General features: G+C 67.2%; 12 protein-coding genes and 1 pseudogene. 4 read left to right on the top strand and 9 right to left on the bottom strand.

From position 1 onward, the window contains the following. Positions 1-51: 51 nt before the first annotated feature. A complete protein-coding gene (locus O7617_RS26380) occupies positions 52-2235 on the bottom strand; it encodes a UvrD-helicase domain-containing protein (protein WP_282258822.1) in 2184 nt (727 codons plus the stop codon). Beyond that, a complete protein-coding gene (locus O7617_RS26375; RefSeq protein WP_282258821.1) occupies positions 2232-8660 on the bottom strand; it encodes a DEAD/DEAH box helicase in 6429 nt (2142 codons plus the stop codon). Before O7617_RS26375 ends, O7617_RS26380 begins: the two co-directional genes overlap by 4 nt. 432 nt (positions 8661-9092) lie before the next feature. On the opposite strand from O7617_RS26375, the gene O7617_RS26370 reads away from it, so the two are divergent. From O7617_RS26370 to O7617_RS26355, 4 genes and pseudogenes are all read left to right on the top strand, one after another. Then, positions 9093-9221: a hypothetical protein gene (locus tag O7617_RS26370; RefSeq protein WP_282258819.1), complete on the top strand. Its 129-nt coding sequence runs from the start codon at positions 9093-9095 to the stop codon at positions 9219-9221. A gap of 44 nt (positions 9222-9265) precedes the next feature. Next, positions 9266-9841 (top strand): hypothetical protein, encoded by a 576-nt coding sequence (locus O7617_RS26365; protein ID WP_282258818.1) that lies wholly within the window; start codon positions 9266-9268, stop codon positions 9839-9841. Positions 9842-10028: 187 nt separating this feature from the next. Further along, a pseudogene (locus tag O7617_RS26360) lies at positions 10029-11152 on the top strand (IS630 family transposase). Positions 11153-11277: 125 nt separating this feature from the next. Then, on the top strand, positions 11278-12570 hold the full coding sequence (locus O7617_RS26355; protein WP_282258817.1) for an IS256 family transposase: 1293 nt from the start codon (positions 11278-11280) through the stop codon (positions 12568-12570). A gap of 42 nt (positions 12571-12612) precedes the next feature. Here O7617_RS26355 and O7617_RS26350 read toward each other — a convergent pair whose 3' ends face one another. The 7 genes from O7617_RS26350 to O7617_RS26320 all read right to left on the bottom strand — a co-directional run bounded on the left by O7617_RS26350 (position 12613) and on the right by O7617_RS26320 (position 20420). Further along, entirely contained in the window at positions 12613-13875 is a 1263-nt protein-coding gene (locus O7617_RS26350; protein WP_282264875.1) for an IS701 family transposase, read from the bottom strand. 183 nt (positions 13876-14058) lie between these two features. Continuing rightward, positions 14059-14841 carry a transposase family protein gene (locus O7617_RS26345; RefSeq protein WP_282258816.1) on the bottom strand — a complete coding sequence of 261 codons (783 nt, stop codon included), beginning with the start codon at positions 14839-14841 and terminating at the stop codon, positions 14059-14061. Between the two features lie 371 nt (positions 14842-15212). Next, positions 15213-17279, bottom strand: a complete 2067-nt coding sequence (locus O7617_RS26340; RefSeq protein WP_282258815.1) for a DUF262 domain-containing protein — start codon at positions 17277-17279, stop codon at positions 15213-15215. 153 nt (positions 17280-17432) lie between these two features. Then, positions 17433-17873, bottom strand: a complete 441-nt coding sequence (locus O7617_RS26335; protein WP_282258814.1) for an NUDIX domain-containing protein — start codon at positions 17871-17873, stop codon at positions 17433-17435. A gap of 26 nt (positions 17874-17899) precedes the next feature. Further along, positions 17900-18700: a protein phosphatase 2C domain-containing protein gene (locus O7617_RS26330; RefSeq protein ID WP_282258812.1), complete on the bottom strand. Its 801-nt coding sequence runs from the start codon at positions 18698-18700 to the stop codon at positions 17900-17902. 15 nt (positions 18701-18715) lie between these two features. Next, positions 18716-19717, bottom strand: coding sequence for a hypothetical protein (locus O7617_RS26325; RefSeq protein WP_282258811.1), 1002 nt, complete (start codon positions 19715-19717; stop codon positions 18716-18718). Between the two features lie 13 nt (positions 19718-19730). Then, positions 19731-20420 (bottom strand): TauD/TfdA family dioxygenase, encoded by a 690-nt coding sequence (locus tag O7617_RS26320; RefSeq protein ID WP_282258810.1) that lies wholly within the window; start codon positions 20418-20420, stop codon positions 19731-19733. Positions 20421-20627 lie beyond the last annotated feature (207 nt).

Here is a 20627-nt window from a genome sequence, read left to right as displayed (position 1 = left end):
CTACAGCCTCCCCCGCATCGCACACCGACCCCGCCTGAGCAGGAGCGGCAATCAGGCTAGCTGTCGCTGTACGAGCCGCCCGGTCAGGAACGGGCTGGGCGTGCCGTGCCAGAACACCGCAAGCTCGTCACGCGCACGGGTGGCGGCGACGAACAGCAACGACCGGTCACGCTGGCGTTCGCGCTGGTAGCGCTTCGGGTCAGTGTCGCGGTACCTGCTGATCATCTGTCGAGGCACCAGGCCGTCACTGACCCCGGCGATGATCATGCGCTGGTACTCGAGGCCCTTGAACCGGTGCATCGTGCCGATGTGCACGCCGTCGGGGCGCTTCGGGCCATCCGGGCCGATCTCCACCACCGCCAGGCCGTCCGCCTCCAGCCGACTGATGACGTCGGCGGCGAGGTCCTTCGTCGGTACGCAGATGGCGATCGAGCCGTCCGTCGCGTTGCCCCAGTCGCGCAACTGCTCGACAATCAGATCCCGTTCCTGCGCCCACGTTGCTGCGCCGCGGAAGACCGGTCGGCCGCCGCGCAGCAACGACCGATAGCCAGCCAGGTTTTCCTCACCGCCATCGAGGTCGTCGTACACCTCCCCACTCATGATCTGCAGAGCGTCGGCGAGGATCTGCCGGGTCGTGCGGTAGCTTAGCGTGAGCCGGGACGACCGACCGCGGATGTTGACGCCGAGGCTGCCCAACGTGACGTGGTTGTCGTAGATGCGCTGGTGGGTGTCGCCGGTAAGGAACATGTCGTCCGACCCTGGCGCGACCATGGCACGCAGCATCTTCCAGTGCGCGGCGCTAAGGTCCTGCGCCTCGTCGACCACGACGTGGCGGTAGCGCGGCCGGTAGAACCCGCCGGACGACTCGCCTGCTGCGCCGGTGTTCTGCGCAGTGCGGTCCATTTCGAGACGGGCGGCCCGTTGCGCCACCTGTCGCCACGTCCAGACGCCACGATTCTCTAGCCAGGTGGCGAAGCGCTCGGTCAGCTGCCAGATTTGGTCCCGCTCCGCCCGAGTGAGACTGCGGCCCCGGTTGGGGCGGCGGGCCTTGAAGTAGTCGGTCCGGGAGTTGAGCACCTGACCGAGGATCACCTGGGTCCACTCGGCGGCCAGGAACTCCGCCTCCCAGCCGGTCGCCCCGGTCTCCAACAGGAATTCGTCCCACAGCTCAAGGACGCGATTGTCGTCCACCACGCGGCGGCTGCCACCCGCCTTGGCTTCGGCCACGACCCGGCTGGCCAACCGGTCGATGTTGACGATGTCGATGCGTGACACCAACTCCTGCCCGCACAGGGCCATCAGGCGGGTCCGCAGGTCGGCGGCGAGGTTCCGGTTGAAGGTGGTGAGCAGGATTGGCTTGTCCACCCCTGGTGGCAACTGCCGCGCCAGGTGCGCCACCCGGTGCAGGGCGACGATCGTCTTTCCGGTTCCGGGACCACCACCGACCCGCGCGGGGCCGCTGTACCGGCGCTCAACCAACTTCCGCTGGGTGGGGTGCAGGAAGATCTGCCACCGTTCGAACGCTTCGCCGAGCATCGCCTGCAGTGCCTCGTCGTCGGAGGTCACCTGGGTGGCGGGGCGCTCGACGGCAGCTTCGAAATCGTCGGGGTCAACCGGCTCGTCGGCGCGGACCGGTTCGGTGACCTGCTGAAGCACCTCGTCGTAGGGGGTGCCGTCGAAGAGCGCGAACAGGACGTCAGTGGTGAGCTGCGGCGCCCGGTCCAGCAGTTCCAGGAGTTGCGCCTCAGTGGTCAGCTCCCGGATCTGCGGCAGCAATGGCTCGGAGACGCCGAGCTCCAGCAGTTGGGGGGCGGTGTAGGTGTCGAAGAGCGGCTTCTGCGCGGGCTCGGGCTCAATCTCGGGCGGTACGACCCGGCCGATGATGCTGTCACCGACGGGTGCCATGTCGACGACCTCGATGCCGCCGGTGATCCGGTTGATGCGATACGCGTACCGGCTGAGGTCGTCGTACACCTCACCGCGGTGCTTGACCGCGACGAGCAGGTAGTCGCGCGCGGCGATGTGCAGCAGCAGCGCGCGGTAGTCCTTGTTGACCCGGGCGGACATCAGCCGGGACTCGCTGTTGAGCGCCTTCAGGTTGAGCCCCGGGTTCTCCGGGTTGTGCCGGAACTTGTGCATGAACTCGTAGACCGCTCCGATGTCGGCGCGGGTGAGCTTCATGACCTCCTTGTCGGCGCGGTCCAGCATCCGCAGTGTGGTTGCTCCGGTGCTCATCGACGTTCTCCCCCGCTCGTCGCCTTGATTTCGGCAGCCAACTCGTCAACCGACCACTCCCGAGCGGTACGTGCATGCCAGCCCGCCTCCGCGTACGCCCGGTCGCGATCTTCCGTCTCCGGGTCGTCGGACGGACCGGTAAGCACGATCGCGATCCGCCGGTCGGGCCAGGCCAACTCGGCCTGCCAGCCCTGGTCGCCCAGCTCGTAGCCGACGACCGGCGCGGGCAGGTCCTGCCGGGCGAGCTGCTGGACGAGCTGGTCGAGAGTTTTCTCGTTCGCGTCGAGGTAGCGCAGGACGTCCCGCCACGGCGACTCGGTGTCGAGCGTCTCCGGCTCGGCGGTCACCGGGTTCGCTACGACGCCGAGCCACGTCGATGTCTCCTCATCGAGCGGCAGTGCGCGTTGCGCCGGCGCCAGCCCGGTGCCCTCGGTGACAGCCAGCGAAGCCGGTTCGAAGGTGTCAAGGGTGGACACAGCGAGCTGACCGGCGTCGCCGCCACCGTTTGCAAGGAACTGGACGACATTGCCCCAGGCGAGCCACGCAGCCCAGCGGTCCTTGTGGCCTGCCGCGGTCACAGCGGCCGGCAGGTCATCGAGGACGGTCAGCGCGGACCAGGTCGGCAAGGGCTTGGCACGTCCGTCGACGACGAGAGTCACCGGGCAGTCGGCATTGTCCCGGGCTCGGGCGACCATGATTTTGCCTGGGGTCGGGCCGGGCAGTGGCTCGCCACGCAGTGCCGCCAGGAGCCGCTCCGCCACACCACCGGAGTCGGTGGCGGTGTTGTCCCGGGCCTGCTTCAGGAGACCGGCCAACGTGGCTTCCGCCCGCTTCTGCCATCGGGTCAGGTCAGGCTCTGCGAGGAAGCGCATCAGCTGCTCGATCGGGTTGACCCAGACGGTCTGCTCCAGCTCGTCCGGGTCGGCACCGGGGAGGAACTGCCGGTATCTCTCCCGGGCGGCCTGCCTGCTGACCCCGCCGTACGGCGTCCACCGCCCCTGCTCGTCGATGTTCCCCCAGGTCTTGACGTCATCCCAGGTGGCCGCGAAGACCAGGTAGCCGTGTGCGCGCAGCCGGGCCCGTTTCTCCGCGTCGTCCGCGAGCCGGTTGTACTGGGACGAGGCATGGTATTTGAAGCCGTCGAGATAGACGGCCACCTCCGGCGACGGGGCGTCGAGGCGTTTGAAGTGGACGTCGGGGCGGGTGCCGCGGACGGTGTTCTGCAGCTTCATCTGCCAGTGGGTGACGCTCTGGCCGTTGTCCCGGACAAACCGCAGGTCGGCGATGCGAGCACCGTCGTGGTCGGTTCGCCGATCGATTCGCAGGCCCGAGTCGGGTGTCGCGCCCAGCGCCAACAGTTTGGTGAGGAAACGCATTTCCAACTCGCTCTCCACTTGGTGGATCAGCGAGATCTCATCCGTCCGGGTGCCCTCCTCGACGTCCCAGGTGTCGAGGAGCTTGTCCAGCATGCCCAACGCCTCGTCGCGGCTCATCAGGGCGAAGTGCTCGTTACGCGCATGACGGAGCAGGCAGCGGTGACACACCGCCCTGCCTTCGTGCCGGCACACGCAGTCGGCAATCCGCTGCCGTGCCAACTCAAGGACCGCGCGGAACTCCTCCGGCTTGGCGAGGCGGTGCAGGTAGCCGGTGCCCTGCGGCTGGGTGTCGTAGACGACCACGAAGTTGCGCGTCCCGTCGCTCTGCCCGTCCGGCATGGTGGCCGAAACGGCCTGGAGGTGGGCGGGGTCGCCGCCGTACTGCGCGGCGATGCCGAGCCGGATGGCGGCGGCAAACGACGCGACGCGTTCCTGGACCACGGCGGTGGCGGCGGGGATCAGGATGCGCAGCGCCTCGGTCTCCAACTCGTGGGCGAGGATCAGATCCACGTGAGCGTCGGGGGCGGCCGGCGACCGCCGGTACGGGCACCAGGGGCGGTGGTGTTCGGCGCCCTTCACGACTGTCGACCCCGAGGTTTCCGCCGCGAGTTGTTGACTCATCGCGGGCGCACCGTCGACCGTGGTCCCGCCGCAGGAGGTGCAGGTGTGGAACCGGTTGATTCGCACCTCTTCACCCGCGAAGAGTTCCGCCGCCCGGTCGTAACGCTGCGCGCCGAGGTTGAAGTGACGGATCATCGCGTGCCGGCTGTAGTCGACACCGAACGTGTCGTGGGCATGCCGCCAGGACGAATCGACCTTCGCCGGGTCGACGTCGACGGCGATGGTGGTGGCGTAGAAGCGGCGGTCCCGGTCGTCGCTGTCGTCGCGGATGCGGGCGTCGTCGCGCTTGTCGCGGCTGAGCGCCCGCGTCGGTTGGAGGACCTGGAACAGCCGTCCGTGATCGGCGATGCCCCGGTCCGCGCAGCGCGGGCAGGCGCTGGTGTCCTCCTTCGCGAGGTGGGTGCGGACGTAGCCGCACTGGGCGCAGATCCGCCACTGCTCGTACGCCGGCCGGTCCGCCGGACCGACGTCGAGCCCAGAGATCTCGTGCTTGTAACCCCTTACGTAGTAACTGTTACCGGGGGCGATCTCGACCAGCGCCTGGCGGGCGGGGCGGGCGTACTCGCGCAGCTCGCTGTGGAAACGGCGATCACCGTCGACCTTGTCCTCCCAGGTCAAGGTCGCTTCGAGGTCGGTACGGCTGTCGATGAGCGCGTAGTTCGGCAGGAGACCGAACTCGACCATCGTGCCGTGCGCCGCAGCCGCGCTGACCTCCCGCAGTCGGCGGCGGACCGCACCCTCCTCCGCTTTCAACATCTTGATCTCGCGGGCGTGGTCCGGGTCGCTGGACACGAGCGTGCCGCGGGCGGCGGCGAGTTTCTGCATCCGGCGCCGCAGGTCGGCCAGTCGGGAGTCCCAGACCTCGTCGGCTTCCTTGACCCGGTGGACGATGCCATCGGCGGCGAACTCCCGCAGTTGATCGGCGGCAGCACGGAGGACCTTGTCCCCGAACAAGCTCAGGAAGCCCTCCACCAGCCGTCCGCTGTCGCGGCGACCAGCCTCGGCGAGGCCGGTCAGCCAGCCGGTCGGCCCGAACAGCACGTGTGCCCGCCGTGGCATCGGCAGCACCCCCGCGAGGCGGCCCCGGGCGGCCAGGTCGATCAGGTGGGCGAGGTACTGGCGGCGCAGGATCTCCACGGCGGACAGGAAGCAGCCGGGTGGCACGATCTGGCCGGCGATCATGTCGCGCGGGTCGGCCAGGTAATAGCGGTCCCGTTCTGTGCGCCCTACCAGGGTCAGCACCAGCGCGTTGCCGCTCTTGCGACCGGCCCGGCCCGCCCGCTGGATGTAGTTCGCCGGGCCGTGCGGGAGTGACGCGAGCACCACTGCGGAGAGGGCGCCGATGTCGATGCCCATCTCCAGGGTGGGCGTGCAGGAGAGCACGTTCGGGTCGGTGTAGCGAACGCCGTCGCGGAACTCCTTCTCCACCGTCTCCCGCTGGGCGCGGGTGAGCATGCCGGTGTGTTCGCCGGTGACGACCCGGAACACCGGGCTGTCCAGGTAGAGACGGCGGTAGTAGTCGTCGGGGGCAGTTTCGTCGTGAACGACCTGGAGCCGGCCCCGGCAGCGGTACTGCCGGCACGGCTGCCCGATCCAGTCGGCAACCCGGTCGGGGTGCTCGGTCTGCTGCCAGTGGCAGGTGTCGCAGCCGACCCCGGCCGTCACCGCGGATGCGTCGTCGAGCCGGGTCACCCTCAGGTGGCCGGGCATCAGCCCATACACCGTGTTGCCGTCCTCCGTGTCGCCCGCCGCGACCACGTCGGCGGCGGCGAGGGCCGGCAGCAGACGGCTGAGGAAGCCGGCGGCGTCACCGGGGTCGAGGCCGAGGCAGCGCGACGTCCAGTCTTGGTACCAGTTGCCCCGCGCGGTGATCACGTCGAACTCTGAGCGAGACTTCGGTGTCGCGAGCAGGAACGCGGGTGCGGACAGCCCTTTCGGGAACGCGGGCATCCCGGCGGGCCGGCCACCCCAGATCTGCCACCGGGTGCCCCCACGCTTCAGGTACGGCACCAGCCACTCGTGGAACACGGCGCCGCGGACCCGCAGCCGTTCCAGCAGGCCGCGCAGGAAGGCGAGGTAGCGGGCGTCGTCCGGCGGTGCTACCGCGAGATGGCCGGGGCCGGTGAGGTGCACGTCCCGGCAGATCGCGGCGGCTCGCGCAGGATCGTCGAGGGCCACCTCGACGGCGACGCTGCGGGTCAACTCCAGGGTGCGGCCCTGGCGGGAGCGCAGCCCGGTCTCCATCACGGTGGCGAAGACGAGTCGCTCGCTGATCAGCTCCCAGGTCTCCCGGCTGCCGCTGTGCTCACCGCCGAGCAGGCTGTCGACACCGGGCTGGTCGTGCAGGTCCGGTGGTACGACGGTGGAGAGGATCTCCGGCTTGGCCGCCTCTCCGATCATCCTGACGAAGAGGTCGTCGAGCCCGATCGACTCCCCAGCCTTCAAGCGACCGGCGAGCAGGGAGCGCAGAGAGAACGAGTAGGACCTGTTGGCAACGAAACCGGCGCGGTGCGCGGCGTCCTGGACCGAGTCGTTGAAGAGCAGCGTCTTCTTCTCAGCCTCGTCGAGTTCCCCACCGGTGAAGAGCTGCGTGATCGCCACCGAGGCGAGAGTGGCCAGGCCGGCGCCGAGGAAGCGGATGCCGTGGTCCAGCTCGCAGGACGGGCAGCGGTCCTTCTCGGCACCGTCGATGTCGAGGACGTCACCGAGCACGACGATCGCGTCGTCGGTGGGCTCGCGGTCGCGTTGCTCGTCGAAGGGTCGCACCCGACGGCCGTACTCCAGGACCAGCAGGCCACGGGTGCGCTGGCGTACCTCGTCTCCGGTCGCGGCGATCAGCGCGCGGACCCGGCGCTTGTCCCGGCCGACGCTGGCCCGGTAGATCTTGTCCGGGTCGGTTTCCAGCTCCTGCGGATCCCTCTCCGGCGACAACGCCATCCAGCCCGAACGACCGCAGTGCCGACAGTAGATGGCCGGTAACCGTGGGTAGCGGTTGTCGGCCACGACCACGTCTGCGTCAGTGGCGTACGGGTCCAGCTCGCGCGGCGCTTCGCCGTACCAGCCGAAGGCGGCCTGGTGGGAGGTGCCCCGCAGCAGGCGGGAGACGGCGCGTACCCAGAGGTGGGTTTCGATGTTGAGCAGCGGGCGGCCGGGAACATCCGGGTTCTGCGCGATGGAGAGCAGGCCGACGAACCGGGCGAGAGCCTTCGCCGTGATCTCGGGTGGGGTCTTCATCACGCTGCCCCAACCGGTCGCGTTCTTGCGGGGCAACACGTCGATGATCTCGTCGAGGGTGCACGGCCGCGCCTGGAGCGAGTCGAGCACCGCCTTCGTCAACGGATGCTGACGAAGCAGCCCACCCAGGCGCGTTGGGTTGTCGAGACAACGTTCGTCGACGACCAGCTCAGCGACCTCGGTCATCATCAGCTCGGGATCGCGGTCGTCGACGGCCGCGAGCTGCTCCGGGCTGGGCAGCGGCAGGCTGAAGTCTTGGCTCGCGACGAACTCGCCGGCCTCGTACCGGTCCTCCCCCACCAGCGACCCGGCGTCGAAGGCGACGCCGAAGACCTGCTCGGCGACCTCACGGATCGCGGTACGACCGTCCCGGCCGCCGCCTTCGCCGAGGGTCGCGGAGGTGGCCACAGGGCAGATCGGCCCGAGGGGCCGCTCCGGCTCGTCGAGGTCGAGCGCGACGGCGAGCCGGCGCAGCAGCATCGCCACGTCGGTGCCCTGCGCGCCGTCGTAGGTGTGGAACTCGTCCAGCACCACGTAGGCCGGTTCCGCGCCCTCCCAGAGCGGCAGATCGTCGGCGCGCTGGAGCAGCAGGTCGAGCATCTTGTAGTTGGTGATCAAGATGTCCGGCGGCGTGCGTCGCATCTCCGAGCGCTTGGTGAAGACGTGCGCGTACTCGATGGCCGCGACGTCGCCGATGTAGAGACCGGCAGTCACCTGGCTGAGCGCCGGGTCGGAGAGCACCTCGTTGATGCGCTGCGTCTGGTCCGTCGCGAGGGCGTTCATCGGGTAGAGCAGAATCGCCTTGACGCCAGCCCTGCCCAGCTGCTTCTGCCGTCGGCAGTGGTCGAGCACCGGGATAAGGAAAGACTCCGTCTTACCCGAGCCGGTGCCGGTGGTGATCAGCGTCGGCTCGGCCGCCTTGCCCTTCGTCGACAACCGGGCGAACGCATTCGCCTGGTGCAGGTAAGGGGTGAAATCGGCCGGCGCCCAGTCGAGGTACGCCCGCCAGTCACCTTCCGCCGGGCGGAAGGGAGTGCGGATCCGCAGGTACGGGCCACGGAAGATGCCCTGCTCCGGGTGGGAGAGAAAACCCTCCAGGCCCTGGCGTACGCCGTCCTCGGTCAGGCCGAAGGTGGTGGTCAGGTACTGGGTGAGGGTCCGACGCAGGGTGTCGGCGGCGATGGTCGGCCTCATGAGCGGATCACTGCCGCATGCTACTGCACCCCTTACCGGGGTTGACCTGCCCCGACAGCCCGATCAGTGAGCGAGTCGGATTCGCGACAAACACGCGCAGGGAACGCGGCCGACGACGCCCCACCATGACTGGGGCCATAGGTCAGACCGGTGAGATACGCGCACGAGTTCGGAGGCGGTAGGCAGGCACATGCCACCTGTCATGACGCTCGATGACCCCACGGTAATGGGTGCGCAGCCCGGGCCCGTGACGGCCGGCATCGACGGGCCCATCCCCGATCTGGTCGTGTGGAGCGAGGCGCAGGCAGAGACGCTGTGTAGCTGCCGGTCGCCGATGTACTCCTCGTCTTCGAGATCGTTTCCCCGGCTCCGAGGGTGTCGACACGGTGACCAGCGCAGCGAATACGCTGCCGCTGGCCTTCCCAGTGCTGGGTGGTCGATCAGGATTCGACGCAGGCCGTCACCATGCACCACCTCGACGGCGAGCACTACATCGCCCGCGCCACCACGCCCCTCGCGTGGTTGCTCAACGCCGGCTTGTATGAGCACGACCTCGGGTGAGGGCACGCAAAACATTCTCGGTCTTCTATGATTTACTGCCGGCCATGACTGCTGAGATCGCCACCGGCCTTTTCGGCTTGCTGGGTGCCGTCCTCGGGGGTGCAGCAACCTTCGGCGTCGGATACCTCAGCACTCGCACCCAGCGCGCAGAGGCCGAGCGAGCTCGTAGCCATGAGACGGCGGACGCTGAGCGCATCAGAAGCGACCAGCTCGCCGACGCACGGAGCGCGGCGTACGTGGTGTATCTGACCCGGGTGGACATGTTCCTCGATCAGGCCCGAGAGCTCAGCGACCTAATGGACCTGCATCCTGAGGGTGAACAACCGAGGGACCAGCACCAGCAATACGCTGCTGACTGGCACCAACTCGTCGCCGCGAACGCAACGGTGCAGGTGGCTGGACCTGACTTGCTAGCGCAACGCGCCCAGCGTCTGCGCGACACGATCGGCGCACTCGCAGAGATCATCGACAAGCGATACCGGAGTCGGCGATGGCCACCCGGGCTTGGGGCCGGCTGGGAACGTGTCTGGAGCGAACGGCTCGACTTTCTAGAGGCTGCTCGCCAGACGTACGCCGAGGGTTTTGTGAAAGCCGCGCCCACCTCAGTCCGCCCAAGCTGACCCCCAACTGGAGCCGGCGGCACCGTTACAGCCTGCCGTCTTTACGGTGGACGTCGAACAACACTTAGACGCCGGGCCTGCGGTATGCCCGGCGCAGCTAGTGCTGTGACCGGAAACGTTGGCCGGGTTGGGTGACACGCCGGTCAATGGTCGTGGTGGTGGCTGGTGGAGGGTTCAGGCTGTCGGGATGGCAGAACCTGTCCGGGCTCGTCGGCTCAGTGATGACGAGGGCCGGCGACTACAGCAGATCGTGCGGCGTGGGACCGGGTCTCCGATCCGGTTGCGTCGGGCGATGGTGATCATGGCTTCGGCCAGTGGGAACACCGTCGCGGCAATCGCCCGCCTGGTCCAGGGGGACGAGGACGCGGTCCGTGAGGTGATCCACCGGTTCAACGACATGGGCCTGGCCTGCCTGGACCCTCGGTGGGCGGGTGGCCGTCCCCGCCGAATCAGTGAAGACGACGAAGCGTTCATCGTCGCGACGGCCAAGACCAGACCGCAAGCGCTCAGTCAGCCGTTCACCCGGTGGAGCCTGCGCAAACTCGCGGACTACCTGGCTCACAACCACGGCCCGCGTCGGGTGCTCGTGGGCCGGGAACGGCTGCGGGAGTTCCTGCACCGCCACGACATCACCTTCCAGCGCACGAAGACGTGGAAGGAGACCAATGACCCGAACGCTGAGGCGAAACTCGCCCGGATCGAGGCGGTGACCACGGCGTTCCCGGACCGGGTCTTCGCCTTCGACGAGTTCGGGCCGCTGACGATCCGGCCACACGCTGGCGCGTCCTGGACTCGGGCCGGGCATCCGGACCGGCTCCCCGGCAACTACCACAAGCTGCACGGGGTCCGGCAGTTCCACGCCTGCTACAGCGTCGGCGACGACACCCTCTGGGGTGTCGTGCGCCGGCAAAGTCCGCGGCGAACACCCTGGCAGCGCTCAAGAGCATCCGAGCCGCCCGCCCTGACGGCGCGCCGGTCTACGTCATCCTGGACAACCTCTCCGCGCATCGCGGCGTCAAGATCCGGCAGTGGGCGGCCCGGAACCGTGTCGAGTTGTGCTTCACCCCGACGTACTCGTCGTGGGCGAACCCGATCGAGGCGCACTTCGGACCGCTGCGGATGTTCGTCGTGGCCGGGGCGAACCATCCCAACCATCCCGCCGCGACCCAAGCCCTGCACAACTACCTGCGCTGGCGCAACGCCAACGCCCGTCACCCCGATGTCCTCGCCGCCCAACGCCGCGAACGAGCCCGGATCCGCTCCGAACGACAACGACGCTGGGGTCAGACCTCCGCCAAAACGGCGGCCTGAAACCGGCCAACGTTTCCGGTCACAGCACTAGTACGGCAGCCGCCGTTCGGGATCAGGGTCTGTGGATCTAACGGTGTTTCCGGCCTGACCCATCGGGCGTTGTGCCTGGTGAGGAGGGTGCCGTGATGACCGCGACACTGAACGACCAGACCGAGACCGGGCGTAAGAAGCGGGCGGAGCCGTCGGCGGAGGCGAAGGCCGCTGCGGAGCTGGTCCGGGCCGCGAAGGAGCAAGGGCTGTCGTTGACCGGCCCGGACGGGTTGCTCAAGCAGTTGACCAAGACGGTCCTGGAGACCGCGTTGAACGAGGAGATGACCGAGCACCTCGGCTATGAGAAACATGAGTCGGCTGGGGTGGAGTCGGGCAACGTCCGCAACGGCACCAGGGCGAAGACGGTGTTGACCGACGCGTCGGGGCCGGTGCAGATCGACGTGCCGCGGGACCGGGCCGGCACGTTCGAGCCGCAGATCGTCCGGAAGAGGCAGCGGCGCCTGTCCGGGGTCGACGAAGTCGTGTTGTCGTTGTATGCCAAGGGTTTGACCACGGGGGAGATCTCGGCGCATTTCGCGGAGATCTACGGGGCTTCGGTGTCGAAGGAGACGATCTCGCGGATCACCGACAAGGTGATCGAGGAGATGACCGACTGGTCGCACCGGCCCCTGGATGAGATCTACGCCGCCGTGTTCATCGACGCGATCGTGGTCAAGGTCCGCGACGGGCAGGTCGCCAACCGGCCCTTCTACGCCGCGATCGGGGTCACGCTCGACGGGGAGAAGGACATCCTCGGGTTGTGGGCCGGCTCGGGTGGTGAGGGTGCGAAGTTCTGGATGAGTGTGCTGACCGACCTGCGTAACCGGGGCGTGAAGGACGTGTTCTTCCTCGTCTGCGACGGCCTGAAGGGCCTGCCGGAGGTGGTGACGAACGTGTGGCCGGCTACGATCGTGCAGACGTGCATCATCCATCTGATCCGTAACACGTTCCGGCTCACGTCCCGCAAGTACTGGGACGCGCTCAAGCACGACATCAAGCCGATCTACACCGCTGTCAACGCCACCGCGGCCCGGGCGGCGTTCGAGGACCTGGCCGAGAAGTGGGGCGGCCGGTATCCGGCGGTGATCCGCTTGTGGGACAACGCGTGGGCGGAGTTCATCCCGTTCCTCGACTACGACGTCGAAATCCGGCGGGTGATCTGCTCGACCAACGCGATCGAGTCGCTCAACGCCCGCTACCGCCGGGCCGTGAAAGCCCGCGGCCACTTCCCCAACGAACAGGCCGCGTTGAAGTGTCTGTACCTGGTGACCCGATCGTTGGACCCCACCGGAGCAGGCAGAACCCGATGGACGATGCGCTGGAAACCCGCCCTGAACGCCTTCGCCATCACCTTCAGCGACCGCTTCCCAGCCGCTGAAACCTACTAACCAAGATCGCCGGAAACACCCTTAGCGAGACAGGCCCCGGGATCATGGTTGAAGTTCGAGGTTGAGGCGGCGTGTGTAGTGGGCTTGTCGGGCTCGGGCTTGATGCCGGCGTCGCCAGGCTGACCAGTGCAAACGGTGGGCGAGGTCGGTGATCGGGCGGATGAGGCAGGCGTTGATCAGGCGGCGGATCTCGTTGACGGTCAGCTTGATCAGCCGGCTGTCGGTTGAATCGTCGGTGGCGTCGGCGGCGCTGATCGCCAAGACGGCAAGGGCGGCCAGGGCGAGGGTGGTGAAGCGATGCCAGGAGTCCCAGCGGCGGACCTGGTGCTGGTCTAGGCCGACCTGGCTCTTGGCGGCCTGGAAGGCTTCTTCGACGCTCCAACGGATGCCGGCGATTCGCACGAGTTGGGCGAGGGTGGCCGCCCTGGGAGCCCAGCAGCGGTAGAAGGCCAGCTCACCGGTGGCGGTGTTCTTCCTGATCAGTAGGCTGTGTCGGCCGCCATCGTCGGGGTCAGCATCGGTGCACACGTCATCGAGCCAGGCCCAGTCGTAGAAGCGTGGGCCCTTGGATCCGGCGCCAGCGCTGCGGCGCTGCCACACTGTAACCGGTAGGTCAGCGGCGATCCGGTCGGCGCGGACGCGGGTTTTACCGCCGTCGAGCGGGACCAAGTGGCTGCGGGACACCGCCAGGACGTAGCCGATCTCGTGTTCGCGCAGGCCAGCGCGAAAGACACTGCTGTTGCCGTAGGCCTCGTCCGCGGTGGCCCAGCCCGCCGGCACTCCGGCGTCCAAGGCGGCGGTGATCATCTCGGCGGCAAGCTCCGGTTTGGTGGCGAACTCGATATCGTCGGGCACGCCGGCGGCTCGGCAGCGGTCCCGGTCGTCGGTCCACGCCGCCGGCAGATACACCCGCCGGTCGATCAGCGTGTGCCCATCGACGCCGGCGTAGCCCAGGAACACCCCGACCTGGCTGTTCTCGATCCGCCCCGCTGTCCCGGTGTACTGGCGCTGCACCCCGACCGTATGGGTGCCCTTCTTCAGGTCACCGGTGTCGTCGACGATCAGGACCGCGTCCGGGGCCCCGATCCGGGCGGTGATCAGCTGCCGCAGGTCATCGCGGACAGCGTCGGCGTCCCACACCGCCCGGTACAACAGCCGCTGCATCGCATCCGGCCGGGCGTGTCCAGCCTGCTCGGCCAACTGCCAGCACGTCTTCACCTCGATGTCGGCCAACAGCCCCGTCACGAACTGCCCCGCCGCACGACGCGGCTCCACCCAAGCGAACCGACCCGCGAAGCAGCCCAGCACCTCGGCCAGCACCCGCTCCCACCGACCAACGGCTACGCTGTGGCACGCGGCCACCGCCAGATCTGATGATGTGTCCACAACGCACAGACGATCACGCGGTGGCCGTCTCGCGTCCACCCCAGTTCACCAGCAAGATCTCAAACGGCGGCTGCCGTACTAGACCCGCCAATTGAGCCATTTTCATCCTGCGTAGCGGTTGGCTTCGATGTGGTGCAGGACGAGGATGGCCTGCACGATCGCGGTGGCGCGGCGCGGGCAGCAGCGCAGCTTGGTCAGGATCTTCCAGGTCTTGAGCGTGGCGATGGCTCGTTCACCACGGGCACGGATTCTCGCGTTGGCGCGGTTGACCGTCTTCTGTCGGCGTGACAGCTTCGGCCGGAAGCGGCGCCGTTTGAACGGCGTGCGCACGCTGCCCCGGGCGCCTTGGTAGCCCTTGTCGGCGAAGGTCATCACGTCCGTGGTGGTCAGCGCGTCGATGATGCCGTGGACGCGGGCGGCGGTGAGGTCGTGCGTCGAGCCTGGCAGTGCCGGTGAGGCCCATACGAGCCGGCCGGCGGCGTCGGCTACGACCTGCACGTTCACGCCATGCTTCTTGTGCTTGCCGGAGTAGTACGGCTTCTGGTCTGCCACGCGGTCGATCGGGATCAGCGTGCCGTCCAGGATCGCGTAGGCCAGTTGCCGGATGCGCCGCATCGCCGTGGCCAGGTTCTCGGCGGCCGCGGCGAGCAGCACGATCGCTTCCTGCACGTAGCGCCAGGCGGTGGCGACACCGATCTCGAACCCGGCGGCGAGCCGGGTGTAGGTGTCGCCGTTGCGCAGGTGGGCCAGGGCGAGCAGTGCCTGTCGGCCCGGCGCGAGACGACGCCACCGGAATCGACGCTGGTTACGGTGCGCTCGGATGCGGTCGGCGAGGTGGTTCAGGGTTCGGCTGGACAGCGGGATCGTGGAGGGGTAAGACAGCACAGGCGAGGCTCCCGGTCGGGGCATCGGATCTTGGTCGACTGCTGTCTTACCTGGAGCCTCGCCCTCATCGATCTCCGGGCTCGCCGCACCCACCCTGAGCTGCAAGGTCAGCTTGGAAAAGGCTCATTGATTACCAGTCGTGGGCCCAGTCCGGTGGTAGGACGACAGCGAGTTGCGGCTCCCCGCTGATCGGCTCGAGAGCACGCACGAGCCGCAAGTCCCCGTCGGCCGCGGCACCCTCGCCGGTGAGGACCCGGCCACTACTGCCGTCGGCGCTGATCAGCAGGCACCGGTCGGGGCGAAGGTACGAGGTCGGACGAGTGTGGGATCGATTCGTCTTCCAGGCAATATCGACAACCACCGGGACGACTTTAGGCTTGGCTCTCTTCTTCCCTGTCGTCGCTAGTGTCCAGGCCGACCTCTCGCGCTAATTCGCTGGCCGTCATTCGTTGGTCCGCTGCCGCGCGCCCCGCATGGTCGAAGCGCACGCCTTCGGCCTCCAAGACGATTCGTGGATCGTCGCGGCGTTGGGGATCGGTCCAGCGGAAATCGACCGAGACGGCGCCGTCAATCTTCAGCACACGGTGAGCGTTCGGCACCTGGACGCTGGCAAGTCGACCGGCGACGGCGCGATGAAACACGCCCACGACCTCGGCAATGTCCGAGTAACTGGTCCAACGGCCCGCGGGAATGCTGGCGAGCGCCTGGTTCATCAGTGACCAGCGCGGGCTGGGCGGCGTGGCTGCGGCTGATTCGTCAGGCCCCGGCCAGATGACGAGGATCCGGTCGGCAAGGGCTCGGCCACGTGCGAGGATTTCTGCGCGACCCCAACGTGGAGCATCAGCGATCTCACGGTTCATCGCCAGCCCACTGTCACGAAGAATTTTCTTCTTTGCCTCGAAGTTGTCGTTGGCCAGCTTCGGGTTGTACGCGGTCAGGCTGAGATTCCCGAGAGTGTGCACCAGGGAGCTGTGCAGCTCGTCAACCGTCTCGTCGTTTTCCAGGTCGGGGTGAAGCATCTCCCGCCAGTCGTCCGTTAGGGACTGGGGCAGTACGTGCTCGATGGTGACCTTGGCGGTGTCGAAGTTGATGGGTTCCTTGTGTTCGAAGTCCTCCTCGATACAGCGCAGCACGTAGCTGCGCTGCGGGCCACGACCCGACCAGTAGAAGCTGTTAACCAACACCGCCTCCCGGATGTACTGATCGGTGGGGAACTTCTTCCTCACCCCGGAAAGCGCTCGGGTGATCGCCTTGGCCGAGGGGACCTGCTCGCCCAGATCCTTGACAAGTGACATCAGGATCCGGTTCGTGTTAGCGCTGGCGATGCCTGTGATCATCCGACGGACGAGGTAGCTCTCAACGACACGTAATGCATCAGCCGCCTCAGTGGAGCTGAGGCGACCGGCTTCATGTGCCAGGAGGACGTGGAGTGCGATGGGGTGGACTACTGCCGCGCCCCAGCGGTCAAGTCGGTCCAACGCTCGTCGCAGGATCGGGTCGGTCACCTCGCTCGGCGTCAGAATCTTGCGGAGCAGTCGAGCCTTGTGGTGGAGGTTGATGATCCACTCTTCGATGGCAGCCTCGCTGGACAGTTGGCTGAGTCGCTGCTGCTGAGACTGGTAGATCGCCTCCTGGGTGGCGCGGTCGTCGCCCAGGAGCACCAGATCCAACCAAACCAGGTCTTCAAGCTGCTTGTCCGTTAGGAGTTCCTGAAGCGGCAGCCAGTGCCGCTCGTAAACGTGATCGCCGCGAGCAGGCAGTCTCATGAATAGGTAGTTGCGCAGCAGGTCCGCCTGGGTGAGCGGCTGGCCGGTGTAGTTGAGAGACTCGAAAATACGGTGGACGTTGTCGTCTGGATGCGCGGCGATCTCCACCAGGCTCAGCCGTGCCGCTACCGCCTGCTCGATCCGGATAAGGTCATGGTCGTCGTCTGGATCATCGGCTTGAACAAGCGCGGCTCGGAAAAAGCGATACGCCTCTCCGATGCGGTCTTCGCCACCAGCACCAGGGTCCTGTTCCACAAGCGCCAGCCAGGCCGCCCGGTCGGCCTTGGTGGGCAGCAGTGTGTACCGTTCCATTCCCGACGCGTACTTGTTGAACAGATACATATCGTCGATCTTGGCGGCTAGCTGCGTATCGGACTCCTGGACGTGATCGCGAATCGCGCACAGCAGGATACTCAAGGTAGTTAGCCGCTGCTGGCCGTCCACGACAAGCCAACTTTGCACGCCGGTTGGTGTGTTGGCCGGACTGGGCGCCAGGACCACCGAGCCGAGGAAGTGCGTGGTGTTGTCGCCCACCTCCGTCACCCTCATCACATCAGCCCACACCTGCGCGAGGTCTCGGCGCTTCCAGCTGTAACGGCGTTGGTAGAGGGGAACGACGTACTGCTTCTCGCCCTGCAGCAAGTTACGGACGGTCGTCTCATTCGCCTTCAAGTAATCTCCCCAGGGACGGCGCGGCGATGCAGCTCAACCACGCGGGCGCGGAAGCCGTGTCCATACTGCTACCGGCCCATGGCGAACGAAGTCAACCGATCGAACAGACGTGTCCACACCTTCCGCTGTATGGGCTGTACGAGACCGAGCCTGCTATATCGGCCGGCGCTCGCGCCAGCGCTGGATGGTCAGCTTGTAGGGCTCGGGCATGTGCAGATGTGGCACCTCGTCGTACGTGAACACGCCGAGCTCCTTGTGCTCGGCTGAGTAGACGAGTTCTTCATCCCCGAGGTACGTCGCGCCGAAGCTCACGATGAACACGTGCCGGACCGGCGTGATCTCGTAGACCCAGGAGTCGATGATGTCGACCTCGGTGATGGTCAGGCCGAGCTCTTCGGCAACTTCCCGGCAGACGCCGTCCTCGGGCGTCTCACCCACTTCGAGCTTGCCGCCAGGCAACTCCCACTCGTCGCGTTCATTGCGCAACAGCGGCACCCGGCCATGGTGGTCGACTACCAGCTTGACCGAAATCGGCAACTGGTACTCGAAATACCCCGGGTTCCGCTCGACCAGGTACGGCGGTCGCTCCGTCACGCGAAAGGTCCTTCCGTGGTGCGGCATCAGCCAGCGGTCAGCAGGAGAGCGGCGATGTCGTCGGCCCGCTTGAACCGACCACCGCTACCACCGGGTTCGCTTTCCGCGTCTCGGATCAACTTCTCCAGGTAGTGCAGCCCTCGATCACGCGCATCGGGAATCACTTGAGCCCACGAGCGGTAGATTTCGTAGTCGGTGATCAGCCGGGCAAAACCGTCGGTGCACAGCAGTATGCAGTCGACGTGCGCCCATTCGCCGGCAGCGGTGTGGGGCCGAAGCTGGCGATTCGGGTGCCCGGAAAAGATCGATTCGACATCACCGGAGATCATCGTGTGCAGCCGGCGCTGGTGCATGGCCGCGATGACCCGGTCCGCCTCGGCCTCATTCGTCGCCACCGCCGCGGCTTCGCGTCGGTCGAAGTAGCCGGTCGACACCACCACAGGCCGAACGCCCTGGACCACGGCGGTGGCGTCGCCGATTCGGGCGAGGTCGTAGCCGATGCCCTGGTCGACACAGAGCGCGATTGAGCAGGCCGGTGGCACCCGGCTCACGGGGAACGACAGTGCTGCCTGCTCGCGGGCCACATCGTCGGCGAGCGACGTCAGGAGCGCGGCGGCCGCACCCTGATAGTTGTCCGCACCGGCCTGAGTCAACCGCTCGGCGAGGTGGTCGACAAGCCACTGCACATCGCTGTCGGCAGGCAGCGCGGTGTCGTCGTACAGATCGGTGGCGCCATCGATGACCCAGGCGAGGGTGCCGCGGTGGCCGACGCGGTCTTCATTCGCCCGCGTGCCACCGGCCGAGGTGATCGCTTCTCCTACCTTCATGGCCTGTCCAAACTCTCATGGCATCCACGAGGCTGGCACGAACATGCCGGCCCCGATCATGGCGCACCCGATGACGACCGCTGCGATCACCCGGAGAACGCGGCTGTTGTTGACGAGAGAGAACGTACCGAAAACGACAGCGATCGCGCCGGATGCCACGAGCATGAGACGGAGGCCCTCGACGCCTGTGCTCTGGCTGGCGATGTTGCTGGCTGTGGCGATGAAGGCCACCACGGCCGCCAGCAGGCCCAGGAGTTGCAGTTGCTGGCCCTTGAACTCGGTCAACTCAGTGCGGAAGCGGGCGTGGGCCTGGGCCCACCGGGCGCGCTCCTGCATCAGATCGACCCGGATCCGGCTCGACTGGTACTGGGTGAGCCGACGCAGGTGGTCCCGGGAATCGCGCGGCTCCAGTTCGATGGCCTGCGCGATGGCGGCCCTGGCCGCCTCGAACTCCCCGCGCAGTGCCAGCACCCGGCCTTTCGTCTCGTAGTAGTGGGCGACTCGCCCCTGGGTGAGGGTTATCGCCCGGTCGATGTGCCGCTCCACCTCGTCGAGGTCACGTGTCGGGCCTGGATCCTCCAGGCGTTCGAGGTACTCGACCCAGAACGCCGCCAGCTGATGGATCACCGCCGCGACGTCAGGCATGGAGGCGACGGCCTGCCGAGAGTATTCGACCGAGCTGCGAAGTGAGGCAAGGTCGCCCTTGGCGCGGGCCACGATCGCGCGGAAGGTGTGGAAGTAGGGCTCTGCCCCAAACTCGTCCTCGTGGTCTCGGACGACCGAGGCGTACTCAGCGTGGCGCTCCTCGCGCCGTAACCGCAGCAGGAGAGCGTAGAGCGCCGCGAACCGGGACCGGCTGCGAATGGCGTGATCGTCGAGAACGGCGCGCAGCAGCGGCTCGGGGTCGGGGTACGCCTCGACGACGGCCCGGATTGCCTGCGGGAAGGCCGCGTCGGACGGTGGCGGCACCTTCGACAGCGCGGCGACGAGGCGCGCGCGGTTTTGCGGTGAGGCCACTGCAACGCGAGGTCTAGGAACTCGCAATCGAAAACCCCCGGTTCAACCAGGTGTACGGATGGTCGCTGTTGACTCTCGCCAGGAAACGCACCAGGCTCCGGTCGCCGGTGAAGGCCGTGCGCCCGTGCAGGAAGCGGTGGTTGTGTACGAGGTAACCGTCGCCCTCGCCCAGGTGCAAGGATCGGACCGTCTCGGTTATCAGCCGACGAAGATCGGCCACGAGATCTGTGTGACGGTCGGTGCTGTGGGGGTGGGCGATCCGGTCGTCGCGGTACCGGATGCGGGCGTGGCCGGACGTGAATTCGACGACCGGGGGGCCGAGTTGGCCGGCTGTCGTCTTCAGCCGTAGACGAGCGATCGCAGCGTCCTCGGCCCGACGGCGGAGGATCATCAACACTTGAGCGGCGTCCACCAGTGTCGCGCTTCCCCCAGCCCTCGCCGGGGCGAGCATCAACGTGGCGAGCACACTGGGCGGCTGTTTGTGCAAGCTGCGGTCGGTGTGCGGTGACAGGGGCAGATCGGTGAAACCCGCCTCATTATCGGCAGCGCCCGAATGGATACGAGGTGTGATGACGGTGAGTCCGTCGGCCACCTGGTGAGGGTGGTCTACGGGGACCGTCCACCCGTCGAGCAGTTCCGCGACCTCGGCAACGGACCCCTGCTGGATGAGGACGACGCCATCGCGGGCGAGGGTGGCGGGCACCGATTCCGGGCGTACCTCGACCTCGTGTCTCGCCTCTACCAACAGCATTCGCCCGCCGCCTACCAGCAGTCAGCCCTCAGGTTCGTCCAGCCCAACAGCCGCCAGTTGCCGCGACGGCCGTCGATATCGTGCATTCCCTGCTGACCAACGTATCGACAGTGCCAATCTGTCGCCTCAGCCATATGTCCACTGGAGGTCTTGCACGCC

Source organism: Micromonospora sp. WMMD1155 (genome assembly GCF_029581275.1).
Classification (GTDB): Bacteria; Actinomycetota; Actinomycetes; order Mycobacteriales; family Micromonosporaceae; genus Micromonospora.
This window is presented reverse-complemented; position numbering and strand designations above follow the sequence as displayed.